General features: G+C 66.5%; 17 protein-coding genes and 1 pseudogene. 11 read left to right on the top strand and 7 right to left on the bottom strand.

Translation table 11 applies throughout. The annotated features are described in order from the left end of the window. Window positions 1-21: 21 nt before the first annotated feature. From BHU15_RS39980 to BHU15_RS04480, 6 genes are read left to right on the top strand one after another with little or no spacing between them, the layout of a single operon-like run. Window positions 22-684, top strand: a complete 663-nt coding sequence (locus BHU15_RS39980; protein ID WP_069625957.1) for a hypothetical protein — start codon at window positions 22-24, stop codon at window positions 682-684. Further along, window positions 684-986: a DUF6303 family protein gene (locus BHU15_RS04495; RefSeq protein WP_069625956.1), complete on the top strand. Its 303-nt coding sequence runs from the start codon at window positions 684-686 to the stop codon at window positions 984-986. Before BHU15_RS39980 ends, BHU15_RS04495 begins: the two co-directional genes overlap by 1 nt. After that, window positions 983-2,983 (top strand): DUF3987 domain-containing protein, encoded by a 2,001-nt coding sequence (locus BHU15_RS04490; protein WP_141726764.1) that lies wholly within the window; start codon window positions 983-985, stop codon window positions 2,981-2,983. Before BHU15_RS04495 ends, BHU15_RS04490 begins: the two co-directional genes overlap by 4 nt. Further along, complete coding sequence (locus BHU15_RS39650; protein ID WP_141726763.1) at window positions 2,973-3,209, top strand: hypothetical protein; 237 nt, start codon at window positions 2,973-2,975, stop codon at window positions 3,207-3,209. Before BHU15_RS04490 ends, BHU15_RS39650 begins: the two co-directional genes overlap by 11 nt. A 5-nt stretch (window positions 3,210-3,214) precedes the next feature. Continuing rightward, window positions 3,215-3,406: a helix-turn-helix transcriptional regulator gene (locus BHU15_RS04485; RefSeq protein ID WP_255293018.1), complete on the top strand. Its 192-nt coding sequence runs from the start codon at window positions 3,215-3,217 to the stop codon at window positions 3,404-3,406. Further along, window positions 3,400-4,812: a tyrosine-type recombinase/integrase gene (locus tag BHU15_RS04480; protein ID WP_069625954.1), complete on the top strand. Its 1,413-nt coding sequence runs from the start codon at window positions 3,400-3,402 to the stop codon at window positions 4,810-4,812. Before BHU15_RS04485 ends, BHU15_RS04480 begins: the two co-directional genes overlap by 7 nt. 82 nt (window positions 4,813-4,894) lie before the next feature. On the opposite strand, the pseudogene BHU15_RS04475 reads toward BHU15_RS04480, so the two are convergent. After that, window positions 4,895-5,548 (bottom strand): annotated as a pseudogene (locus BHU15_RS04475) (transposase). 271 nt (window positions 5,549-5,819) lie between these two features. On the opposite strand from BHU15_RS04475, the gene BHU15_RS38015 reads away from it, so the two are divergent. Further along, window positions 5,820-8,654, top strand: coding sequence for an NACHT domain-containing protein (locus tag BHU15_RS38015; protein ID WP_079127896.1), 2,835 nt, complete (start codon window positions 5,820-5,822; stop codon window positions 8,652-8,654). Window positions 8,655-9,296: 642 nt separating this feature from the next. Here the strand turns inward: BHU15_RS38015 and BHU15_RS04470 are convergent. The 4 genes from BHU15_RS04470 to BHU15_RS04455 all read right to left on the bottom strand — a co-directional run bounded on the left by BHU15_RS04470 (window position 9,297) and on the right by BHU15_RS04455 (window position 12,218). Beyond that, window positions 9,297-9,830 carry a TetR/AcrR family transcriptional regulator gene (locus tag BHU15_RS04470; RefSeq protein WP_069625953.1) on the bottom strand — a complete coding sequence of 178 codons (534 nt, stop codon included), beginning with the start codon at window positions 9,828-9,830 and terminating at the stop codon, window positions 9,297-9,299. A gap of 22 nt (window positions 9,831-9,852) precedes the next feature. Next, window positions 9,853-10,689 carry an alpha/beta fold hydrolase gene (locus tag BHU15_RS04465; protein ID WP_069625952.1) on the bottom strand — a complete coding sequence of 279 codons (837 nt, stop codon included), beginning with the start codon at window positions 10,687-10,689 and terminating at the stop codon, window positions 9,853-9,855. A 69-nt stretch (window positions 10,690-10,758) separates the two neighbouring features. Then, entirely contained in the window at window positions 10,759-11,361 is a 603-nt protein-coding gene (locus BHU15_RS04460; RefSeq protein WP_069625951.1) for a dihydrofolate reductase family protein, read from the bottom strand. After that, window positions 11,358-12,218 carry a metalloregulator ArsR/SmtB family transcription factor gene (locus BHU15_RS04455; protein ID WP_069625994.1) on the bottom strand — a complete coding sequence of 287 codons (861 nt, stop codon included), beginning with the start codon at window positions 12,216-12,218 and terminating at the stop codon, window positions 11,358-11,360. The genes BHU15_RS04460 and BHU15_RS04455 overlap by 4 nt, the downstream gene beginning before the upstream one ends. Window positions 12,219-12,433: 215 nt before the next feature. Between BHU15_RS04455 and BHU15_RS04450 the strand changes: the two genes are divergently transcribed. After that, on the top strand, window positions 12,434-14,164 hold the full coding sequence (locus tag BHU15_RS04450) for a hydrogenase maturation protein (RefSeq protein WP_069625950.1): 1,731 nt from the start codon (window positions 12,434-12,436) through the stop codon (window positions 14,162-14,164). A gap of 27 nt (window positions 14,165-14,191) precedes the next feature. On the opposite strand, the gene BHU15_RS04445 is transcribed toward BHU15_RS04450, so the two are convergent. Next, a complete protein-coding gene (locus BHU15_RS04445) occupies window positions 14,192-14,641 on the bottom strand; it encodes a GNAT family N-acetyltransferase (RefSeq protein WP_069625949.1) in 450 nt (149 codons plus the stop codon). 183 nt (window positions 14,642-14,824) lie between these two features. Here BHU15_RS04445 and BHU15_RS04440 point away from each other — a divergent pair, with 183 nt between their 5' ends. From BHU15_RS04440 to BHU15_RS04430, 3 genes are read left to right on the top strand one after another with little or no spacing between them, the layout of a single operon-like run. Further along, window positions 14,825-15,451 (top strand): dihydrofolate reductase family protein, encoded by a 627-nt coding sequence (locus tag BHU15_RS04440; RefSeq protein ID WP_069625948.1) that lies wholly within the window; start codon window positions 14,825-14,827, stop codon window positions 15,449-15,451. A gap of 23 nt (window positions 15,452-15,474) precedes the next feature. Beyond that, window positions 15,475-15,813, top strand: a complete 339-nt coding sequence (locus BHU15_RS04435) for a YciI family protein (protein WP_069625947.1) — start codon at window positions 15,475-15,477, stop codon at window positions 15,811-15,813. Between the two features lie 22 nt (window positions 15,814-15,835). Further along, window positions 15,836-17,125 carry an RNA polymerase sigma factor gene (locus BHU15_RS04430; RefSeq protein ID WP_069625946.1) on the top strand — a complete coding sequence of 430 codons (1,290 nt, stop codon included), beginning with the start codon at window positions 15,836-15,838 and terminating at the stop codon, window positions 17,123-17,125. On the opposite strand, the gene BHU15_RS04425 is transcribed toward BHU15_RS04430, so the two are convergent. After that, window positions 17,122-18,243 (bottom strand): asparaginase, encoded by a 1,122-nt coding sequence (locus BHU15_RS04425; protein ID WP_069625945.1) that lies wholly within the window; start codon window positions 18,241-18,243, stop codon window positions 17,122-17,124. The genes BHU15_RS04430 and BHU15_RS04425 overlap by 4 nt on opposite strands. Window positions 18,244-18,305 lie beyond the last annotated feature (62 nt).

Genomic DNA, 18,305 nt, shown 5'->3' with positions numbered 1-18,305 from the left:
ACCCCATCAGGAGAAGTGCTGATGTCCATCCCCACCACCGCATGGTTCGACACCCTCACCGCGAGCGTGCAGGCCCTCGGCGTCGCCTCCCGCGAGTACCGCATGGCGGAGCGGGCCGCGCACAACGCACTGTGGAACACCGACCCGACCCGCGTCTTCCCCGTCGCCGGCACGGTCCGCCTCCCCCGACGGGACTCCCTCCGGCCACATCACGACGCACTGCGCCAACTCCGCGCACTGCACACCGAGATGCTTGAGCGCACGAAGACGCTCTACGAGAACACCGCCGTGGCATACGCCCACGGCGCCGCCGCCGCGCTGCACTCGGTACTCGTCGGCGAACGCCCGCAGTACGTCGAGCTGAGGCGCCGCGGCAGTCATTACGAACGACCCACGTGCGCGCTGCCCGACCTGCGGCCCCTGCTCAACGAATGGCCCGGAAACGACGCGCTCGCCACGCTGCGCGAGCAGGTGACCGAGCGGGAGCACGCCCGCGCGGTGGTCGAGGACTTCGAGTTCTTCGCGGACCTGGCGGGCTGCGTGATCCCCGAGTGGTCGCGCGCGTCCGAACAGGCGGCAGACCTGGCGGACAGGGCGCACGCATACGGCGAGACGGCCGAGAGCGCCCTTTACTTCGTGCTGCTCACGGGCCGGACCCCTCGGGATCCCGAGGACGGGCGCTGATGAACCAGTCAACTGCTCCTACTGAGTTCAGGGCGCAAATGACCCAGACGCGGAACGGCCGCTACTGGGAAATCTACGTCATGCTCCACGGCGTGCCCCACTGGCCGGACGTACAGCTGCCCGCGTCCGCCGGCATCCCGACCGTTGCGGTCCGTACGGCAGCTCTGAGGGAACTCGGCTATGCGCCCAAAGCTACGCATGGGCACTGGGACTGGATCGAGTTCAACACCATCGGCGACAGAGTAGATCTCACCGCGTTGGTGATCGTGGTTCCCCTGGACCCGCGAGGGGCCGCACAGTGACCAACGAACCTCAAGACCAGGTGAGCAGCTCTCCGCACGAGGGGTATGCCAGCGACGACGCCGCACCCCCGAACGACCAGGCCGCAGAGCAAGCGGCGCTCGGCGCCATGCTGCTGTCGAGCGACGCGATCACCGAAGTCACCGCGACGCTCTCGCTGTCCGACTACTACAGGCCTGCGCACGCGACCATCCATTCAACGATCATCGCGATGCATTCCGCCGGGCTACCGGTCGACCCGATCACCGTCGCGGCATGCCTCCGCCAAGCCGGAGATCTCAACCGCGTCGGCGGAGCGAGCTACCTGCACACGCTCGTCCAGTCCACGCCCACCGCGGCGAACGGCTCGTACTACGCCGAGATCGTCGCCGACATGGCGAAGCAGCGTCAGCTCATCGAAACCGGCGTCCGCCTGATCACCCATGGCCGCGAGGGCGCTTCCGGCGTCGAGCAGATCGCCGCTCGGGCCACCGCCGAACTCGCCACCCTCGGTGGCGCCGAGCGGTGGCCCGACCCGATCCCGCTCGGCACGCACGTGGGGCTGCCCGTCTTCCCGGTGAGCGCGCTGACGCCGTGGGTCGCCAAACACGTAGACGCCGTGGCGGAGTTCACCCAGACTCCACCGGACCTCGCGGCCACCATGGGACTCGCCGCCCTGGCTACGGCTGCCGGCGGACGCGTACAGGTCGAGGTCCGCCCCGGCTGGCGCGAGCAGTCCAATCTCTACTTGGTCTGCGCGATGCCGCCCGCCTCGCGCAAGTCAGATGTCTTCGCCGCGATGACCGAGCCCATTTACAACGTCGAGCGGCAGCTACAGGAGGAGTCGCGCGCCCGGATCTCCGAAGCGGAGACCGAGAAGGAAGCGGCTCTCGCCGAGGCAGAGGCGCTGATGGTCAAGGCCCGGAAGCCGGGCAGTACGGTCGACCGCGCGGCGCTCGTCGCCGAGGCCTCCGCCGCGAAACTCCTCGCTGAGGAGATCCACGTACCGCCACGGCCCCGCCTGACCGTCTCCGGCGACATCACCCCGGAACCGCTCGCCCAGCAACTCGCGGTGCACCGCTGCCTCGCGGCCCTGTCTCCCGAGGGCGACCTCTTCGACATCATCGCCGGGCGCTACAGCGCAAAGCCGAACCTCGGCGTCTTCCTGCAAGCCCACAAGGGTGAGCGGCTACAGACCGACCGCATCACCCGCGAGCAGCCCAGCGTCGACAAGCCCGCGCTCACCATCGGCATCACTCCGCAGCCGGCCGTACTGCAAGACCTCGCCAGCACCCCCGGTGCGCGTGACCGAGGACTGCTCGCCCGCTTCCTCTACGCGCTCCCGCCCTCAAACCTCGGCTACCGCAAGACCCGCACAGCACCCGTGCCCCGGCCAGTCGCCCAGACGTACCACGCCCGTCTGACTCAACTCCTGCACACGCTCTACGCCCTGCCCGAACCGGTCACCGTCCCGCTCACGCCTGCGGCGGACAGGGCAGTGGAAGGGCTACAGGACACGATCGAAGTTTCACTCCGCCCTGATCAGCCACTCGCCCACCTCCCGGACTGGGCCGGCAAGCTCGTCGGGCACACGCTCCGCGTCGCACTCCTGATCCACCTCGCCGACCGGGCCGCCACCGACCGATGGGGTCACCCGGTCGAAGACACCACGATCCACCGAGCAGCCGAAATCACCGCCTATTTCACACAACACGCGTTGGCTGTCTTCGACCTGATCGCCTCCGATCCCGCCACCGACGCCGCACACACCATCCTCGAATGGCTGCGGCGCCGGAAGACGGACGGCAGTTGGCGTACTGCGATCAAGCGCCGCGACGCAGTCGCAGCCTCCCGCCGCTTCCGCACGGTCGCCCAGGTCGAACCCGCCCTCGCCCTACTCGAAGCCCACGGCTACCTCCGCGCCGACGTACCGCCCAGGACCGGCCGCGCGGGACAGCCGGCCTCGGCGACGTACCGCGTACACCCCTCGCTGCGGGAGGACGACACCGATGGGAGCTGATCGTCAGCAACGTCAACGCAATGCCTCTACCTGCGAGAACACCAGCCAACACGACGTCAGCGTGCGTCAGCACGGTCAGCGCATCACGGCCAAGGTGCTGACGCTGCTGACACGCGCTGACGCCGGCCAGCCCAGCAAGTCCGCAGGTCGCCGGATTCCGCTGACGTTGCTGACGCTCCCCACCCTCCCCACAGCCCGAAACAGCCGCCGTACCAAGGGGGACTGATCACTGTGCGCCGCGAACCTCACCTCAAGCTCTGCGACCTCCTAGACGAACTCGACATGTCCCGAGCCGCCTTCTACCGCATGCGCGCCCGTGGCCAGGCACCCAAGTGCATCAGGCTCCCCAACGGCCAACTCCGCTTCCGCCGCTCCGACCTCGAAGCCTGGCTCAACGACCACGAGGAGGCGCACGCGTGCTGACCTACGATGTCGAGATCTGGAACATCCGCACCCGCAAGGACCGTCGCAAGCCCCACATGCTCCGTTGGCGGGTCGGTGCGAAAGAGCACTCGAAGAGCTACCTCACCAAGGCGCAAGCCGAGGGCCGACAGACCGAGCTGCGCGCCGCGCTGCGCAAACGCGAGCAGTTCGATACGGAGAGCGGCCTTCCCGGTTCCGAGCTGCTGGCGCTGAACTCGCCCACTTGGTACGACCATTCCCGCGCGTACGTCCTGATGAAGTGGCCGAAGATCGCGGCCAAGCACCGAGCGAGCATCGCGGAGTCGCTCGCTGGCATCGCACCGATTCTCGTCACCAGCACGAAGGGCGCCCCCGCCCCGAAGCTCCTCCGGTACGCGCTCTCCGCATGGGCCTACCGGATGGTCCGTAACGAGCAGGGCGAGCTGACGTCACTCGCGGACGTCGCATCTCCACCGGCGGACGTGGCGACCGCGCTCGCCTGGCTGAAGCAGAACTCGATGAAGGTTGAAGAGGCGGCCCGCCCGGCGAACCTCCGCCGTGCCCTTGACACCCTGTCCCTCAAGCTCAACGGCCAACCGGCTTCGGACAACACGGTCAAGCGCAAGCGCGCCGTCCTGAGCAACTGCCTGCGATACGCGGTCGAGAGGGACCACCTGCCTACTCACCCCCTGTCCAAAGTGGACTGGGAACCCCCGCAGACGGACGACGAGATCGACTTCCGGTACGTCCCCGGCCCGAAGCAGGCCAAGGTCTTGATCGAGGCCGTACGAGCCCAGGGCAACCGCGGCGAACACCTTGAGGCGTTCTTCGGCTGTATCTACTACGCGAGCATGCGCCCCTCGGAGATCGCCGCTCTCAAGCGCAAGGACTGCGTCCTCCCAGATGAAACCGGCGACTCCGCAGGCACATGGGGTGAACTTATCCTCGAAGAGAGCCGCCCCGAAGTGGGCGCCAGCTGGACCGACGACGGCGCCTCGTACGAAAAACGCGGCTTGAAGCGGCGCGCCCGCCGAGCCACCCGCTCCGTCCCCATCCCACCAATCCTCGTCCGGCTGCTACGAACACACCTCAACACCCAGGGCACGGCACCTGACGGCCGCCTCTTCCGCGCGGTACGCGGCGGCCGCGTCCGCTCCACGGAGTACTGCGAGGTGTGGGCGAAGGCGCGCAGAACGGCACTCGCGGCGGACGAGGCAAACACCCCACTCGCCGAAGTCCCCTACTCCCTCCGCCACGCGGGCATTTCCCTGTGGCTCAAGGCCGGCGTCGACCCAGTCGAAGTTGCCCGACGAGCGGGGCACAGCCTGGCCGTGCTGTACCGCTTCTACGCCAAGATCCTCCGAGGCCAGAACGGCTCGAACCAACTGATCGACGTGGTGCTGAACGAGGCCGGCGAAGAAGCCTAATCCGAGCCCTGAGCTAAGTGCTGTCCCGCAAATGATCTCCGAGCTGCCTCGCGTGTCGTTGGCCGTCGTGCGGACTGCTCGTCTATCCGGCGAGGGCGAGGTTGTGCATCCGAGCGATGCCGATCATGGCGCGGTGGACTCCGTCGCCAACGAGGCCTCAGTCTCGGAGGAGCTTCCAGGTCTTCATGCGCGCGAAGACGTGCTCAACGCGAGCGCGGTCCTGCTTGTCATGCTTCCTTCCAGCCCGGAAGGACTTCGCCTTTGGGTCGGCGGTGAGGCATGACGACCCCGGTACCGGGTCAGCCGCCGTCGGCGATCGTGAGTGTTGTGCCGACGGTGGCTTCGGCACTGTATTCCTACCAAACCTTGCAGTCTTTGCGGTTGCCGGCCAGAGGCCTGCCGACCACGACCACCAGGCGGGTGTCGTCGTCGATGACGACCGGGAGGTCTGTCGAGTTCCGGTAGTTCTTGGACTGCTCCGCCACCGTGTGGTCCCGGGTCGGGGCCAGGGCGCCGTCCCCGAGCAGCGCGAGCCGACGCATCGTCAAGTTCGTGCGCCAGTACGCCGCGACCAGCACCCGGTCCTCCAGCGGGAGGCGCTACGCGAGGCCCCCGCAGACCGCGTCCGCCCCCTCGCGCCGCCGTACCGTCACCCAGCTTGTCGAGCCGGCGAGAGCTCAGCCTGGTGAACGAGGCCATCCAGAACGGCTCCCGACGACGTGATCACACCAGTCACACCAAGATCATCTCACCCGTGACCAGCAGTTCCGGGACAGTCCTGAGGCGACCGCTAGTGGGCCGGTCGAGAGCACGCTCATGCAACATCTGCGCGTGTCATACGTGTGACCTGCGGAATGGCACCCAGCGAAGGCTTTGGTCTGAGGGACCGGGACATCGAAACACCTACAACACCAGCCGCCTTTCGGGCACTTCCCCGAAACGACCCACGTTCCCCTCCCTCAACTGTAGGATGGCTGCCCCGTATTGGCATAATCTAGGAGTAAAAAATGGACCCCATCTCACTCGCCATTGGCAAGGCCATCGGTGCGGCGCTTGGAACTGTTGCAGGGGGAGCGCTTAAGCGGGGGGGAGGAGGAATCGCGGGTCGTGTAGCAGCCCGAAAAGCACTCCAAAATACACCGGAAACATACCGGGCCGACGCACTGGAAAAGGTCGACACCTTAACTCCTGCCACACGCGAGAAGGTTGCAAATTTCATCACGACCGGCGACTTTGAACAATTCACTCTACAACTAGCCATTGCAATCTCAGCCGGCAAGTCGAAGATGCTACCTAAACTGCATCGGTCGCTGCGAGAATCTCTCCGGATTTACAGGACAGTCCCAGACGAATCTCTCGATGCAGTAACGCGAGCACTATTCGATGATATCCAGAATTCCGTCACTTTATGTTTGGCCAATTTCGGGGCTGACAAGAAATTCTCACTAGTCTCTGCAAAGATTTCCGCCGCACAGGCAGCCGCAAGCGTAAAGAACCTAGAGATCTTAACTCGCGTCAACGATTTGCATGCGTATGACGACTTTCATAAAACACTGAGCCGTCAAGTATCTCTCATTGACAGCAAAATGCGCCCTCCCCAGATTGACGCCGGGCGCCAAGTAGCAATCGATAAAATCTACGTCCCCTCCTCTCTCAAAGAGGAGGGCGAGGAAGAAGAGCTCACTTTCAGCACTCCGATACTTCTACCCAAAGATATCTTTGACCTATACCCCCGTGTGACAATTCTCGGAGATCCTGGTGGCGGAAAATCCACACTGGCCACCAAGCTTTGCGTCGATCTGGCTCGCGGACGAAATGTCGGTTCGTCCGCCAAGGTACCTTTCAAAATTTTGGTTCGCGACTATGGAACACATTTCCAGCGATCGAAAATGTCAATAATTGAGTATATTGAAAAAATGTGCACTTCGACGTACTCAGTTTCCCCACCCCAGGGCTGTATCGAATATCTCCTGCTAAATTCACGCGCTGCCGTAGTCTTCGATGGGATCGATGAACTAACTGAGACGGCACTCAGGCAGGATATGGTAAATGCCGTAGAGGCATTTTCTCTTATTTACCCAGGCGTTCCCATCCTGGTCACTTCCCGGAAGGTCGGTTATGATCTGGCGCCGCTGGATAGCGATCTGTTTGAGACCCTATCCCTTGGTCGATTTTCTAGTGACCAGCGGCAGTCCTACGTGCGCAACTGGTTCGGGTCCCTGCGCGCGGGTACCCGAATCGAGCAGGAGAGACTCGCATCGGATTTCATGGGAGAGCTCACTCACGCCGACGATCTGAGTAGTAATCCTCTGATGCTGGGCCTAATGTGCGCACTCTATCGCGGTGCTGGGTTCATCCCTCGGAACCGTCCAGAACTTTACCGGAGGTGCTCAGAATTCCTATTCGAACGGTGGGATTCCTCCAGAGGCATCACTGTAGAGAAGCCCTTTGAGCGTGGGATTCAATATGCAATGTTCGCGTTGGCATTAAATCTGATGCGAAACAGCGACTCTTCTGTCGGGTTAACAGAAAAGATGCTTGTTCGTTTTACGACAGAGCATCTCTTCGAAAGAAGGTACGAGGACTTTGATGCGGCACAGGATGCAGCTCGAAGTTTTGTTGAGTACTGCCGAGGACGCGCTTGGGTCCTCACCGATGTCGGTACCGATGCGAGTGGGAACGAACTGTACGCGTTCACACATCGAACCTTTTTGGAGTACTTTGCGGCACGCCAACTCGTACGCGAGTGCAGCGACGCAGAAACACTGAGCGAAGTGCTGCATAACAAACTCCGATCGCAAGAGTGGGATGTGGTTGCGCAGCTGAGCATCCAAACCTTGGACGAGCGCTTGCTCGACGGTTCTAATAAAACGATGCTTGCTTTGATCGCAAAAGCGCGCCAAGAAGAAGACCCTGCAGCGCAAATGGCACTCGCGGGATTCTGTGCCCGGTCAATCGAATTTATGGATCTACGGCCGGCAGTTCTGCGTGAAATCATAGATTTCTATGTGCGATGTTTCTCTCTGGGGACTTCATCGCGAGAACTTCACTCGCTGGCGGCGTCGACAACAGGAATTCTGCGAGTCGCTGAAGAGCTGCGACCTCTGATTTTGGATCAAGTCCGGAAGACCGTTTCGGACCTAGAAGGGGATCCATCAGCCATAGCTTTCGCTATCACTCTGGGAACTCAGGAAATAAGTTACAGGACTCACCACCGATCGCATGACTTCTGGGCAAATGAATGCATCAGGACTATTACGGAGTTCTGGGCCGAAATTGAACCCCTATGCATAACCGATCCATGGTTCGCCTCACGAATGTACAGGTACCACAAATTCTCGCTGGCGCAGGTGCTCAGCTGGCATGGGACAGGCGTCCTATTCAACGTGGCCTCACCCATGGGCGGGCGAGAGGATAACCTCTTCACCGGCATTCTCTATGGCAATGGGTTTCTGGATGCTCCAGGCATTGAGCATAGGAGAGATAGGCAAATATTGGCTGCCCACCTGGTGCAGTCGACCCCTCCTTGGGCTCGGCCACTTCAGTTGCATCATTGGGTACATGATGAACTGGATACGTGCCCAGACGATGGGAACGAGTTGTTTCTGAGCGTGATAAACATGATGCTGGGTGGACCTCGTATCATGAATACTATATTTAAGGACAGGAAGAGGTGGCCACACGGATCGCGCGGCGCGGTATACCGCGATGTTTGGCAGGCAAGGGAAGGAAATTTGAGCGACTCACGCTTGAGAGCTCGTCTCACTAGCCTTACCGACGATCAAGTCGATTTCATTTCGCGTTGGACTACAAGAAAAGTCGATTCGCTTCTCATCGAATAGGAAAATGGGAATTCCCTTTCAGCCCCACTGAAGGTTCTGATTTGCGGGTGGTGTTCCCGCTGAAAACCCCCGGAGGCAGAGCGCCATTCACACTACACAGCCTTTCCACGGCCTCGATAGCGGCGGGCGAACGACGAGGCCGTGGAACACCCACGCCGCTTTCACACCATCGGGGCAAGTTAACCGGCGAAGGCCAATTCGTGGAGGGCACTCGCCCTTGAGTCGGCTGGTCCGCCATCGATATCATTAGTGACACTCCCTTGACACCATCACCGTGGTGGCGTACGAGCGCGAACGGCCTGTGTTCACTAAGCCGAGGTTCCGCAGGAGAAGATCAAAATCCGGATGTATGGTCCGTGGTTGGTCCGTGCGGGCTGATTCACAGAGGTACAGCAGCGGCACAGAGTGAGACAGCACGCACGAAGGCGGGGCACCGGATGTGTCCGGTGCCCCGCCTCATCTGCGCTTATGAGGAGCTGGGCGAACTCCAACGAGTCGACAACCGTGGGGTGTTCGGGGCCGCTTCGGGTTTCAAGACCGTTCCCTTAGGCCGCTCGGGCAACCCACCCACGCCCCGCCCGACCAGCGACGGAGCGGGTACAGCGTACCGGCTGTGGCGCGTGGGTGTTTGTTCCTGGGGGGTTAGAGCGTGCGGAGGCCGCGGTCTGTGAAGGTGATCAGCCAGTCGAAGCTTTCGTCGATGTCGGCGCTCCACTGGAAGGCGTTGGCCGACTGCAACGTGGCGAAGCCGTGGAAGAGGCTGCGGATCATGCGTAGGGCGTGGTCCACGTCGGGGGGTTTGATGTCGTAGCCGCGCAGGACCGCCATGAACGCGGCGAGCAGGCAGTGGCCCGCCGTGGCCATTGGGTCGTCCGGGGTGGTGGGTTGCACGCCGATCGTCGCGGCGTAGCGGCCGGGGTGGTCAAGGACGAAGGTGCGGTAGGCGCGGGCCGCGGCCGAGAGGGCGTCGCGGCCCGCGTAGCCCTGGATCGCGACGCCGACCGCGTCCGCGGCTTGGCTCAACGCCAGGGAGGCGATGCGGTGGTTGAGGTCCTCCTGGCCGGCGACGTGCTTGTAGAGGGACGGCGTGCGTACGCCCAACCGCTCGGCCAGCGAACCCATCGTCAGCTGGGCGAGGCCCACCTCGTCGGCGAGGGCGGCTCCCGCCGCGACCACCGTTGACTGGTCCAGGCCGGCCCTAGGCACGCGCGGCGTCCGAGCCGAGGAAGGCGAGCGTGAGCGAGACCACCTCGTCGGGGAACTGGTCGTGCGGGTAGTGACCGGCGCCCTCGATCATCTTGAGGCTGCCGAGGCCGGCCGGCAGGGCCTCGACGATCGCCGAGCCCTCCGCGTGCGGGTCGGCCCAGTCGGGGTCGAGCGTGCCCATCACGATCAGGACCGGGCAGCGGACGTTGCCGAGTTGGGCGCCGGCATCGGCCGGGGCGCCGGTGCCCATGCCCTTCAGGGCCTTCATCCGGCCCGGCTCACGCAGCAGGGAGTCGATGCGGTCGAGCCGCTCGGTCCAGTCGGCCGGCTTCACACCGGGGTAGGCCACGTCGAGGTACGAGCGCCAGAGCGGCACGCTGCCGAACATGGCCGCGCCGAGCAGCCGCAGCATGCCCTGCCGCAAGCGCTTCACCCGAAGGTCGCCGAGGCGGATCGACTGCTTACGGGTGAACGGCCCGAGCTCCACTACCGCGGTGATCAGCGACGGCTCCCGCGCCGCCGCGATGGTGGCGGCGCCGCCGGAGATCGAGTGGCCGACGAGTACGGCCGGACCGCCGAGGTGACGGACCACGGCGAGCAGGTCCCCGGCGATGGCGGTACGGCTCCAGTCCGGCCAGTCGACGCTGGACTCGCCGCAGCCGCGCAGGTCGACGGCGGCGACCCGGTAACCCGCCGCCACCAGCGGCGGGATCACGGCGCGGTACGCGGCACGGCTGTCGCCCATGCCGTGCGCGAGAACGATCAGCGGACCGGATCCGGCCACCTCGTAGGCGATTGTGCCGCCGTCGACGGCGAGGTACTCGGTCATGACGCCTCCAGAAGCTAACCTGGTTAGCCAAAAGCTAATGTAGTTAGCCAGACGTGTCAATGACGGTCCTCAGCGGGCCCGGTCGTAGACCAGCGCCATCTCGCCCAGTTCGCCGGTCCGCTGGTCCGCGAGCCGCCACCGCGTGCCCGGCAGGCCGTCTTCGAACAGCCGCTGCCCGCCGCCGGCTATCTCGGGGCAGATCAAGAGATACAGCCGGTCGATCAGATCCGCGGCAAGGAGCGCTTTGATGACGGTCGGGCTGCTGTTCACAAGGATGTCGCCCTCGCCCGTGGCCTTGAGATCGGCGATGACGTCGGCGGCCGGGGCGTTCACCATGCGGGTGCGTTCCCACGGCGCCTCGGTCACGGTGGTCGACAGGACCACCTTCTCCGTGTCGACCAGCCACTTCGCGTAGCCGCGGTCACGCGGATCGGCGTTCTCGTCCTCGGCGACCGTCGGCCAGAACCCCAGGAATCCCTCGGCGTTGCGCCGGCCGAGCAGCGCCGTCGTCGCGCCCTCCCAGATGCGGGTGAGGTGGTCTCGCGCGACCTCCGTGGTCGCGTACCGGACGATCGCGCCCGCGTCGCCGGGCGCGCCGGGGCCGTTGTAACGCCCGTCGAGAGTGAGGCCGATGTTCGCGGTCACCTTGCGGGTGGGTGTCGAGTTCGTCATGGCCGAACTTCCATTCCTTCGGATTCTTGGGGTTCTTCGGGGTTTTCGGACTGAACGGCGGTGGCGAGGTGGGCGAGGCTCTGGGCGAAGCCGATCTCGATGCCCGCGACGAAGTCGGCGGAGTCGACCGTGCTGTCGGTGATCCGGCAGCGGACGTCGAGGTCCGTACCGGTCGCCGTAGGCCGCAGGTCGAAGTCGACGTGGGAGGTGAAGGCGGCGCCGCCGTCGGGGAGTTGCGGAGAGAGCCGATAGGCCAGGCGTTCACCCGGGAGCGCGTCCTCGACGACGCCCTCCCCACGGCCGGCGACCAGGTCGGAGCCGTCGGTGTCATCGACGTCGCGATACTCCAGGACGATGCGCCCGCCCGGCCGCGCCTCGAAGACCAGCTCGGAGACGCGAAGGTCGTCGGGCGTCCACCACCGGGAGAGCAGGGCGGGCTCCGTCAGATGACGCCAGATCAGCTCGGGATGCCCCGCCAGCGACCGGTGGAAGCTGAACGAGCGGCCGTCGGCCCACCCCGTTGCCTCCGCCGCCACCCGCTCCGCGTCGAGGCTGTGCCCGTAACGGTCGTAAGTCACCTGGGGGCCACCGGCCTGCTCCGCGATGTCGGCGAGCCGGCAGAGCGCAGCCGCCAGATCTCGCAGAGGAGCGGAACGCAGCGCGTAGACACGGCGCTGGCCAGTGCGCTGGGAGGTGACGACACCGGCGCGCTCAAGGGTCTGCAGGTGCTTGGTCGTCTGCGGCTGGCGCGCCTCGGCGAGCCGGGCGAGCACACCGACCGGGCGGGGGCGCTCGGCCAAGAGGCTCACGAGCCGCCAGCGGGCCGGGTCGGCCAGGGCGGTGAGGAGTTCGTCCATGACCACGAGTATTCTCCATGACGAATATTCTTGTCAAGGAATATCTCGCGTCCCGATCCCGCACGAACCTGTGCCGCGCGCCCGGCACACGGCCGTAATTCGATCCGGACCGCGGCCCTCCGGGCGGGGCTTACCGGCTCCGCCGACGACGGTGGGTCATGATCGGCCGTGGCCGGCGGCCGGTCGGCCCGGGGGCGGCGCAAAGGGAGATTGCCGTGGACATCCTGCTGGTCGCGAGTGCCTTCAACAGCCTGACCCAGCGCGTCTTCGCGGAACTCGGGGACCGCGGACACACGGTCCGCGTGGAACTGGCCCTGGGTGACGAGGCGTTGCGGGAGGCCGTACGCCGTACCGCTCCCGATCTGGTCGTCGCGCCCATGCTCAAGACTGCGATCCCCGCCGACATCTGGTCGAGCCACGTCTGTCTGATCGTCCATCCCGGACCGCTCGGCGACCGCGGGCCGTCCTCCTTGGACTGGGCCGTGCACACCGGCGCCACCGACTGGGGGGTGACCGTCCTTCAGGCCGCGCGGGAGATGGACGGCGGGGACGTCTGGGCCACGGTCCCGTGCCCGGTGCCGGCCGTCGCGAAGAGCGACCTCTACCGCAACGAGATCGCGGACGCCGCCCTGGAGGCGGTACTGCTCGCCGTGGAGCGCTTCGCCTCCGGGACGTACGTTCCGCGGCCGCAGGACACCCCGGAGACGGAGCCGGAGGCGGTGGCGTGCGTCCGGCCGTACTTCGACCAGAGTCTGCGACGCGTCGACTGGGCGTCGGACCCGACCGAGACCGTCGTACGCAAGCTGCGCGGCGCGGATTCGCAGCCCGGCGTCCTGGACGAACTCCTCGAAGAGGAGTGGTACTTGCACGGTGGCCACGCCGAGGACTCCCTGCGTGGGCGGCCGGGCGAGCTGATCGCCACCAGGTACGGCGCCGTCTGCCGGGCGACCGTGGACGGTGCGGTGTGGATTCCCGAACTGCGCCCCCGCCGTAAGGAGGGCGGCCCGGCCACGTTCAAACTGCCGGCGGTACTGGCCCTCGGGGACCGGCTGCCGGCGCTGCCGGAGATCGACACTCCCTGGGAGCTGCCCGACGGGCGGCGTACGTGGAGCGACATCCGATACCGCGAGGCGGGCGCGGTCGGCTTCCTCTCCTTCGCCTTCGCCGGCGGGGCGATGAGTACGGAGCAGTGTGGGCGCCTGCTCACGGCGTACCGGTCCGCCTGTTCACGGCCGACCTCCGTGCTGGTGCTCGGCGGGAGCCGTGACTTCTTCTCCAACGGCATCCATCTGAACGTCATCGAGGCGGCCGACGACCCCGCGCGGGAGTCCTGGGAGAACATCAACGCCATGGACGACCTCGTGGAGGCTCTGCTGACCACGACGGACCGGCTGCTCGTGAGCGCCCTGGCCGGCAACGCGGCGGCCGGCGGCGCCATGCTGGCCCTGGCCGCCGACGAGGTCTGGTGCCGGAGCGGAGCCGTACTCAACCCGCACTACCGGCTGATGGGGCTCTACGGATCGGAGTACTGGACGTACACACTGCCCCGCCGGGTGGGGGACGAGGAGGCGCAGCGCCTGACGCGTCGTGCCCTGCCGGTGACAGCCGCCCGCGCGCACGAGATCGGGCTGGTGGACGTCGTCGTCGACAGCACGCCTCAGGACTTCGGCGCGGTCGTCGCCGACCGCGCCGCGCGCCTCGCGTCGGCCCCGGCGACGCGGCGGCGCATCGGCGAGAAGAAGGCGGCGCGCGAATGGGACGAGGCAGTCGCGCCGCTGAGCACGTACCGGGAAAGGGAACTCGCCGAGATGCACAGCACGTTCTTCGACCCCGGCGCGCCGTACCACGCGCTGCGGGCCGCCTTCGTACGGAAGACGAAGCCCACGTCGACGCCGCGGCATCTTAAAGAGGGGACGTCGCGAGTCAGAACGTCCGGCGGGGCGTAGGTGGGGCGTAGGCGAGCCGTACGTCCGCTACAGCAGCCGTTCGAAGCACAGCGAATTGTCCGAGTCCGCGTAGTGACCGAAGCGCGGGATCGGTCCGTAGCCGGAGCGTGTGTAGAAGCGGACCGCGTCGGGCTGGGCATCTCCCGTCTCCAGCCGGAGACGTGACCATCCCCGCTCACGCGCCCACTCCTCCAGCGCGACCAGGACGCGCGCCGCGACGCCGGTGCCCCGGACCTCCGGCGCGACGTACATGCGCTTGATCTCGCCGACGCCCGCGCCGAGGGCGCGCAGTCCTCCGCAGCCCACGGCGGACCCGTCGTCCTCGTACGCCACGAAGAAGACCGCGATGTCCGCCTCCGAGGGCGGAACGCCGGGTTCACTGTCCGGGGTCCCGTACCGCTCGGCGATCTCCACCCGCTGCCGCCCGCGCAGGGCGAAGGCGTCCCGGTTGTCCCACGCGACCTGTTCGATCTTCATACGGCGAATTCTGCTGAACGCGTGTTTCAGGCGGGTGAAACGGGGGCGGGCCGCGTCGTACTCCTCGCGCCCGCGCCCGCGCCGGAATATTGATTCCCCTCGTCCTGTCGATCGCGGGCCTTCCCGTTCGCCGTTGTCAGTGAGCACGGAACGCCGGCAACGAACAAGAGAAGGAAACGCGCGATGCGAAAGCTGATGGTGACCACATTCGTCTCCCTCGACGGGGTCATGCAGGGGCCCGGTGGCAGTGACGAGGACCGGGACGGCGGATTCGAGCACGGCGGCTGGTCCGTGCCGCACTTCGGGCCCGATCTCATCCAGCGGATGACCGACCTGGTCCAGCGCGCCGACGCGCTGCTCGTCGGGCGCAAGACGTACGACATCTTCGCCGCCACCTGGCCGCTCGCCGAGGCCGACGACCCGATCGGGTCGAAGATGAACAGCGTGCGCAAGTACGTCGCTTCGCGGACACTGGACACCGTGTCGTGGCAGAACTCGACGCTGCTGACAGGCGACGTCGCCGAGGCGGTCGCCCGGCTCAAGCAGGAGGGCGACGGCGAGATTCAGGTCCACGGCAGCGGTGATCTGATCCAGACGCTGATCGCGCACGACCTCGTGGACGAGTTCCACGTGCTGGTCTTCCCGGTCCTCGTCGGCTCCGGCAAGCGCCTCTTTGGGAGGGGGACCGTCCCGGCCGGGCTGACGCTCGTGGACACCGCGAGGTCCGGGAGCGGTGTCGTCATCAGTACGTATGCGAGGGCGGGCAAGGTCGAGTACGGGGCCATGGGCCCGGAGACCGGCAACTGGTAGAGAGCGGACCTGAGGAGGGCGTCATGCCGCAGTACGCGATTCTGATCTACGAGAAGGAAACCCCGGGCGGCGTCGCCGACATCCCGCCCGACGTGATGGAGGCCAACCTGCGCGCCGGTGAGCAGATCGCCGCGATGGGCGTGCGTGTCGTGCACGAGCAGGGGCTCGAACCCAGCCGGTCCGCGCGGACGATCCACAAGGACGGGCTGGTCACCGACGGGCCGTTCATCGAGAGCAAGGAAGTGATCGCCGGGTTCTTCGTGGTCGAGGCGGAGGATCTCGAAACGGCGGTCGCCGTCGGCAAGTTGCTCCCGATCATGGACGGCGCCGTCGAGGTACGGCCGCTGCTCGCCGTCGAGTGATGCCGATGCCGAGTGCCGTCAAGTGACATCAGGCAGTGACGCGTCGGTCCGCCGCGCCGTCGAGGACGCGCACCGTCGCGAGTGGGCCGCCGTGCTCGCCGCGACGGTGCGCGTCACGCGCGATCTCGACCTGGCCGAGGAGTGCGTCCAGGACGCGTACGCCGCCGCCCTCATCGAGTGGGCGCGCGGCGGGGTACCTGACAGGCCCGGTGCCTGGCTGACGACCGCCGCCCGGCACAACGCCCTCGACGCGCTGCGCCGCGCCAGGACCCTCCGGTCGAAGCTGCACCTGCTGATCGAGCCGGAACCTGACAGCGAACCCGAATCCGCACCAAAGCCTGTGCCAGCTCCCGACGACCGCCTCCGGCTCGTCTTCCTCTGCTGCCACCCCGCCCTCGCCCCCGCCGCCCAGATCGCGCTCACCCTGCGCCTCGTCTGCGGCGTCCCGACCCCCTACATCGCACGGGCGTTCCTCGTCTCCGAGCCCACCATGGCGGCCCGCGTCACCCGCGCCAAGAAGAAGCTCGTCGCGGCCCGCGTCCCCTTCCGGATGCCCACCCCCGCCGAGCTGCCCGAGCGTCTCGACTCCGTCCTCACCACCATCCATCTCCTCTTCACCACCGGCCACACCGTGCCCGCGGGCCCCACAGTCACCAAGGACGACCTCGCCGGGCGCGCGCTCGATCTGGCCCGGATGCTGCACGGCCTCCTGCCGGACGAACGGGAGGTACGGGGGCTCCTGGCGCTCCTCCTCGCCAACCACGCCCGCCGGGCCACCCGTACGACCGATAACGGGCGCCCCTCGCTGCTGGCGGAGCAGGACCGTACGGCGTGGGACCAGGAGGCCATCGCCGAGGCGCACGAGCTGGTCCTCGGCGCACTCCGGGGCGGCGACCCCGGCCGGTACGCGCTCCAGGCGGCCATCGCCGCGCTGCACGCGTCCGCGCCGACGTACGCCGAGACCGACTGGGAACAGATCCTGGTCCTGTACGACGCGCTGCTGGCGATCTGGTCGTCACCGGTGGTCGCGCTCAACCGGGCCGTCGCCGTCGCCATGGTCGAAGGACCGGCGACCGCACTGGCCGAGGTCGAGGCGCTCGAACAGGACGAGCGCCTCGCCGGCTACCGCTACCTCCCCGCCGTCAAGGCCGATCTGCTGCGCCGCCTGGAGCGGCCCGCGGACGCCGCCGTCGCGTACGAGCAGGCCCTCGCGCTGGCCGACAACGACGCCGAACGCGCCTTCCTCACCGACCGTCTCGCGCAGTGCGGTGCCGCTGTCCGTGCCGCTGCGTGCAACCCTCCGCAGAGCTAACCGCGCTTCGTGAACTCCGCCGTCCCCAGCGTCGTGAACCACGAGCGGATCGTCGGCACATCGTCCGTCTTCGCCAGCGAGAGCAGCAGCAGGATGCGCGCCTTCTGCGGGCTGAGGTCCGCCGCGCCGACCACCGCGCCGCCGCTCTCCTTGTCGTAGACGGCGCCGTTGCCCGTACGCGTCGTGGACGCGAACACCACGCCCTGCTTGGTGGCGTCGGTGCGGGCCGCCGACATCGACGACGAGACGCCGCCCGCGCCCGTGCCCGCCGTGACGACACCGTCCGCGCCCGCGTCGGCGAACGCCTTCACGGCCTCGCCGCCCGCGCCCTGGTAGCTGTACGCGATCTCGACCTTCGGCAGGTCCTTCTCCGCGATCCTGCCGACGTCGAACGGCGTACGCCAGCTCGACCTGCCGCACTTCTCCACCCGCGCGGGCGCCCTGTTGATCCGTACGCGGTCCTGATCCACCACGCCCAGCGACCCGCTCGCCCCGCTGTTGAAGGTGTCCATGCGCAGCGCGTCCGTCTTGCGCACCTCGCGCGCGGCCTGGATCTCGTCGTTGAGCATGATGACGCTGCCGAAGCAGGTGGTCTTGCGGGAAGCGGCGAGCTGGATCGCGTTGTAGAGGTTCGCGGGGCCGTCCGTACCGAGGACGGTCCATGGGCGCATCGCCCCGGTCAGGACGACCGGCTTGTCGCTGCGGACGGTGAGGTCGAGCCAGTAGGCGAACTCCTCCATCGTGTCCGTGCCGGTGGTGACGACGGCCGCGTCATTCGTACGGAGGGCGTTGTCGACGGCGAGGGTCAACTCGCGGAAGTCGGCTATGGAGTAGCTGCCGGAGCCCCTGTTGCCGAACTGCACGGTGGACACGTCGGCGATCCCGTTCACCTCCGGCTCGAGGTCGCCGACCAGTTCGGAGACGGGGATCTTGCCGGACTGGTAGTCCTGGAAGTCCACCCGGCTCTCACTCACGCCGGCGATCGTGCCGCCGGTGCCGATGACCGCCACCTTCGGGCGCTTGACCGGGGACTTGTCCCTTTCGGCGGCGGTGGCCGTGCCGGCGGTCAGGGCGACGACCGCGGTCAGCAAGGCGGTTCGACGCAGGATTCCTCGCATGCCGTACCTCTTCCAGACGGGCTGAACGGACTGATCGCGTCCGATCTGGAGAAAGGTGACCG

The sequence above is a fragment of the Streptomyces niveus genome (assembly GCF_001723055.1).
Lineage (GTDB): Bacteria > Actinomycetota > Actinomycetes > Streptomycetales > Streptomycetaceae > Streptomyces > Streptomyces niveus.
The sequence above is the reverse complement of the archived record's forward strand: the minus strand, read 5'-3'. Positions and strand labels throughout refer to the sequence as shown.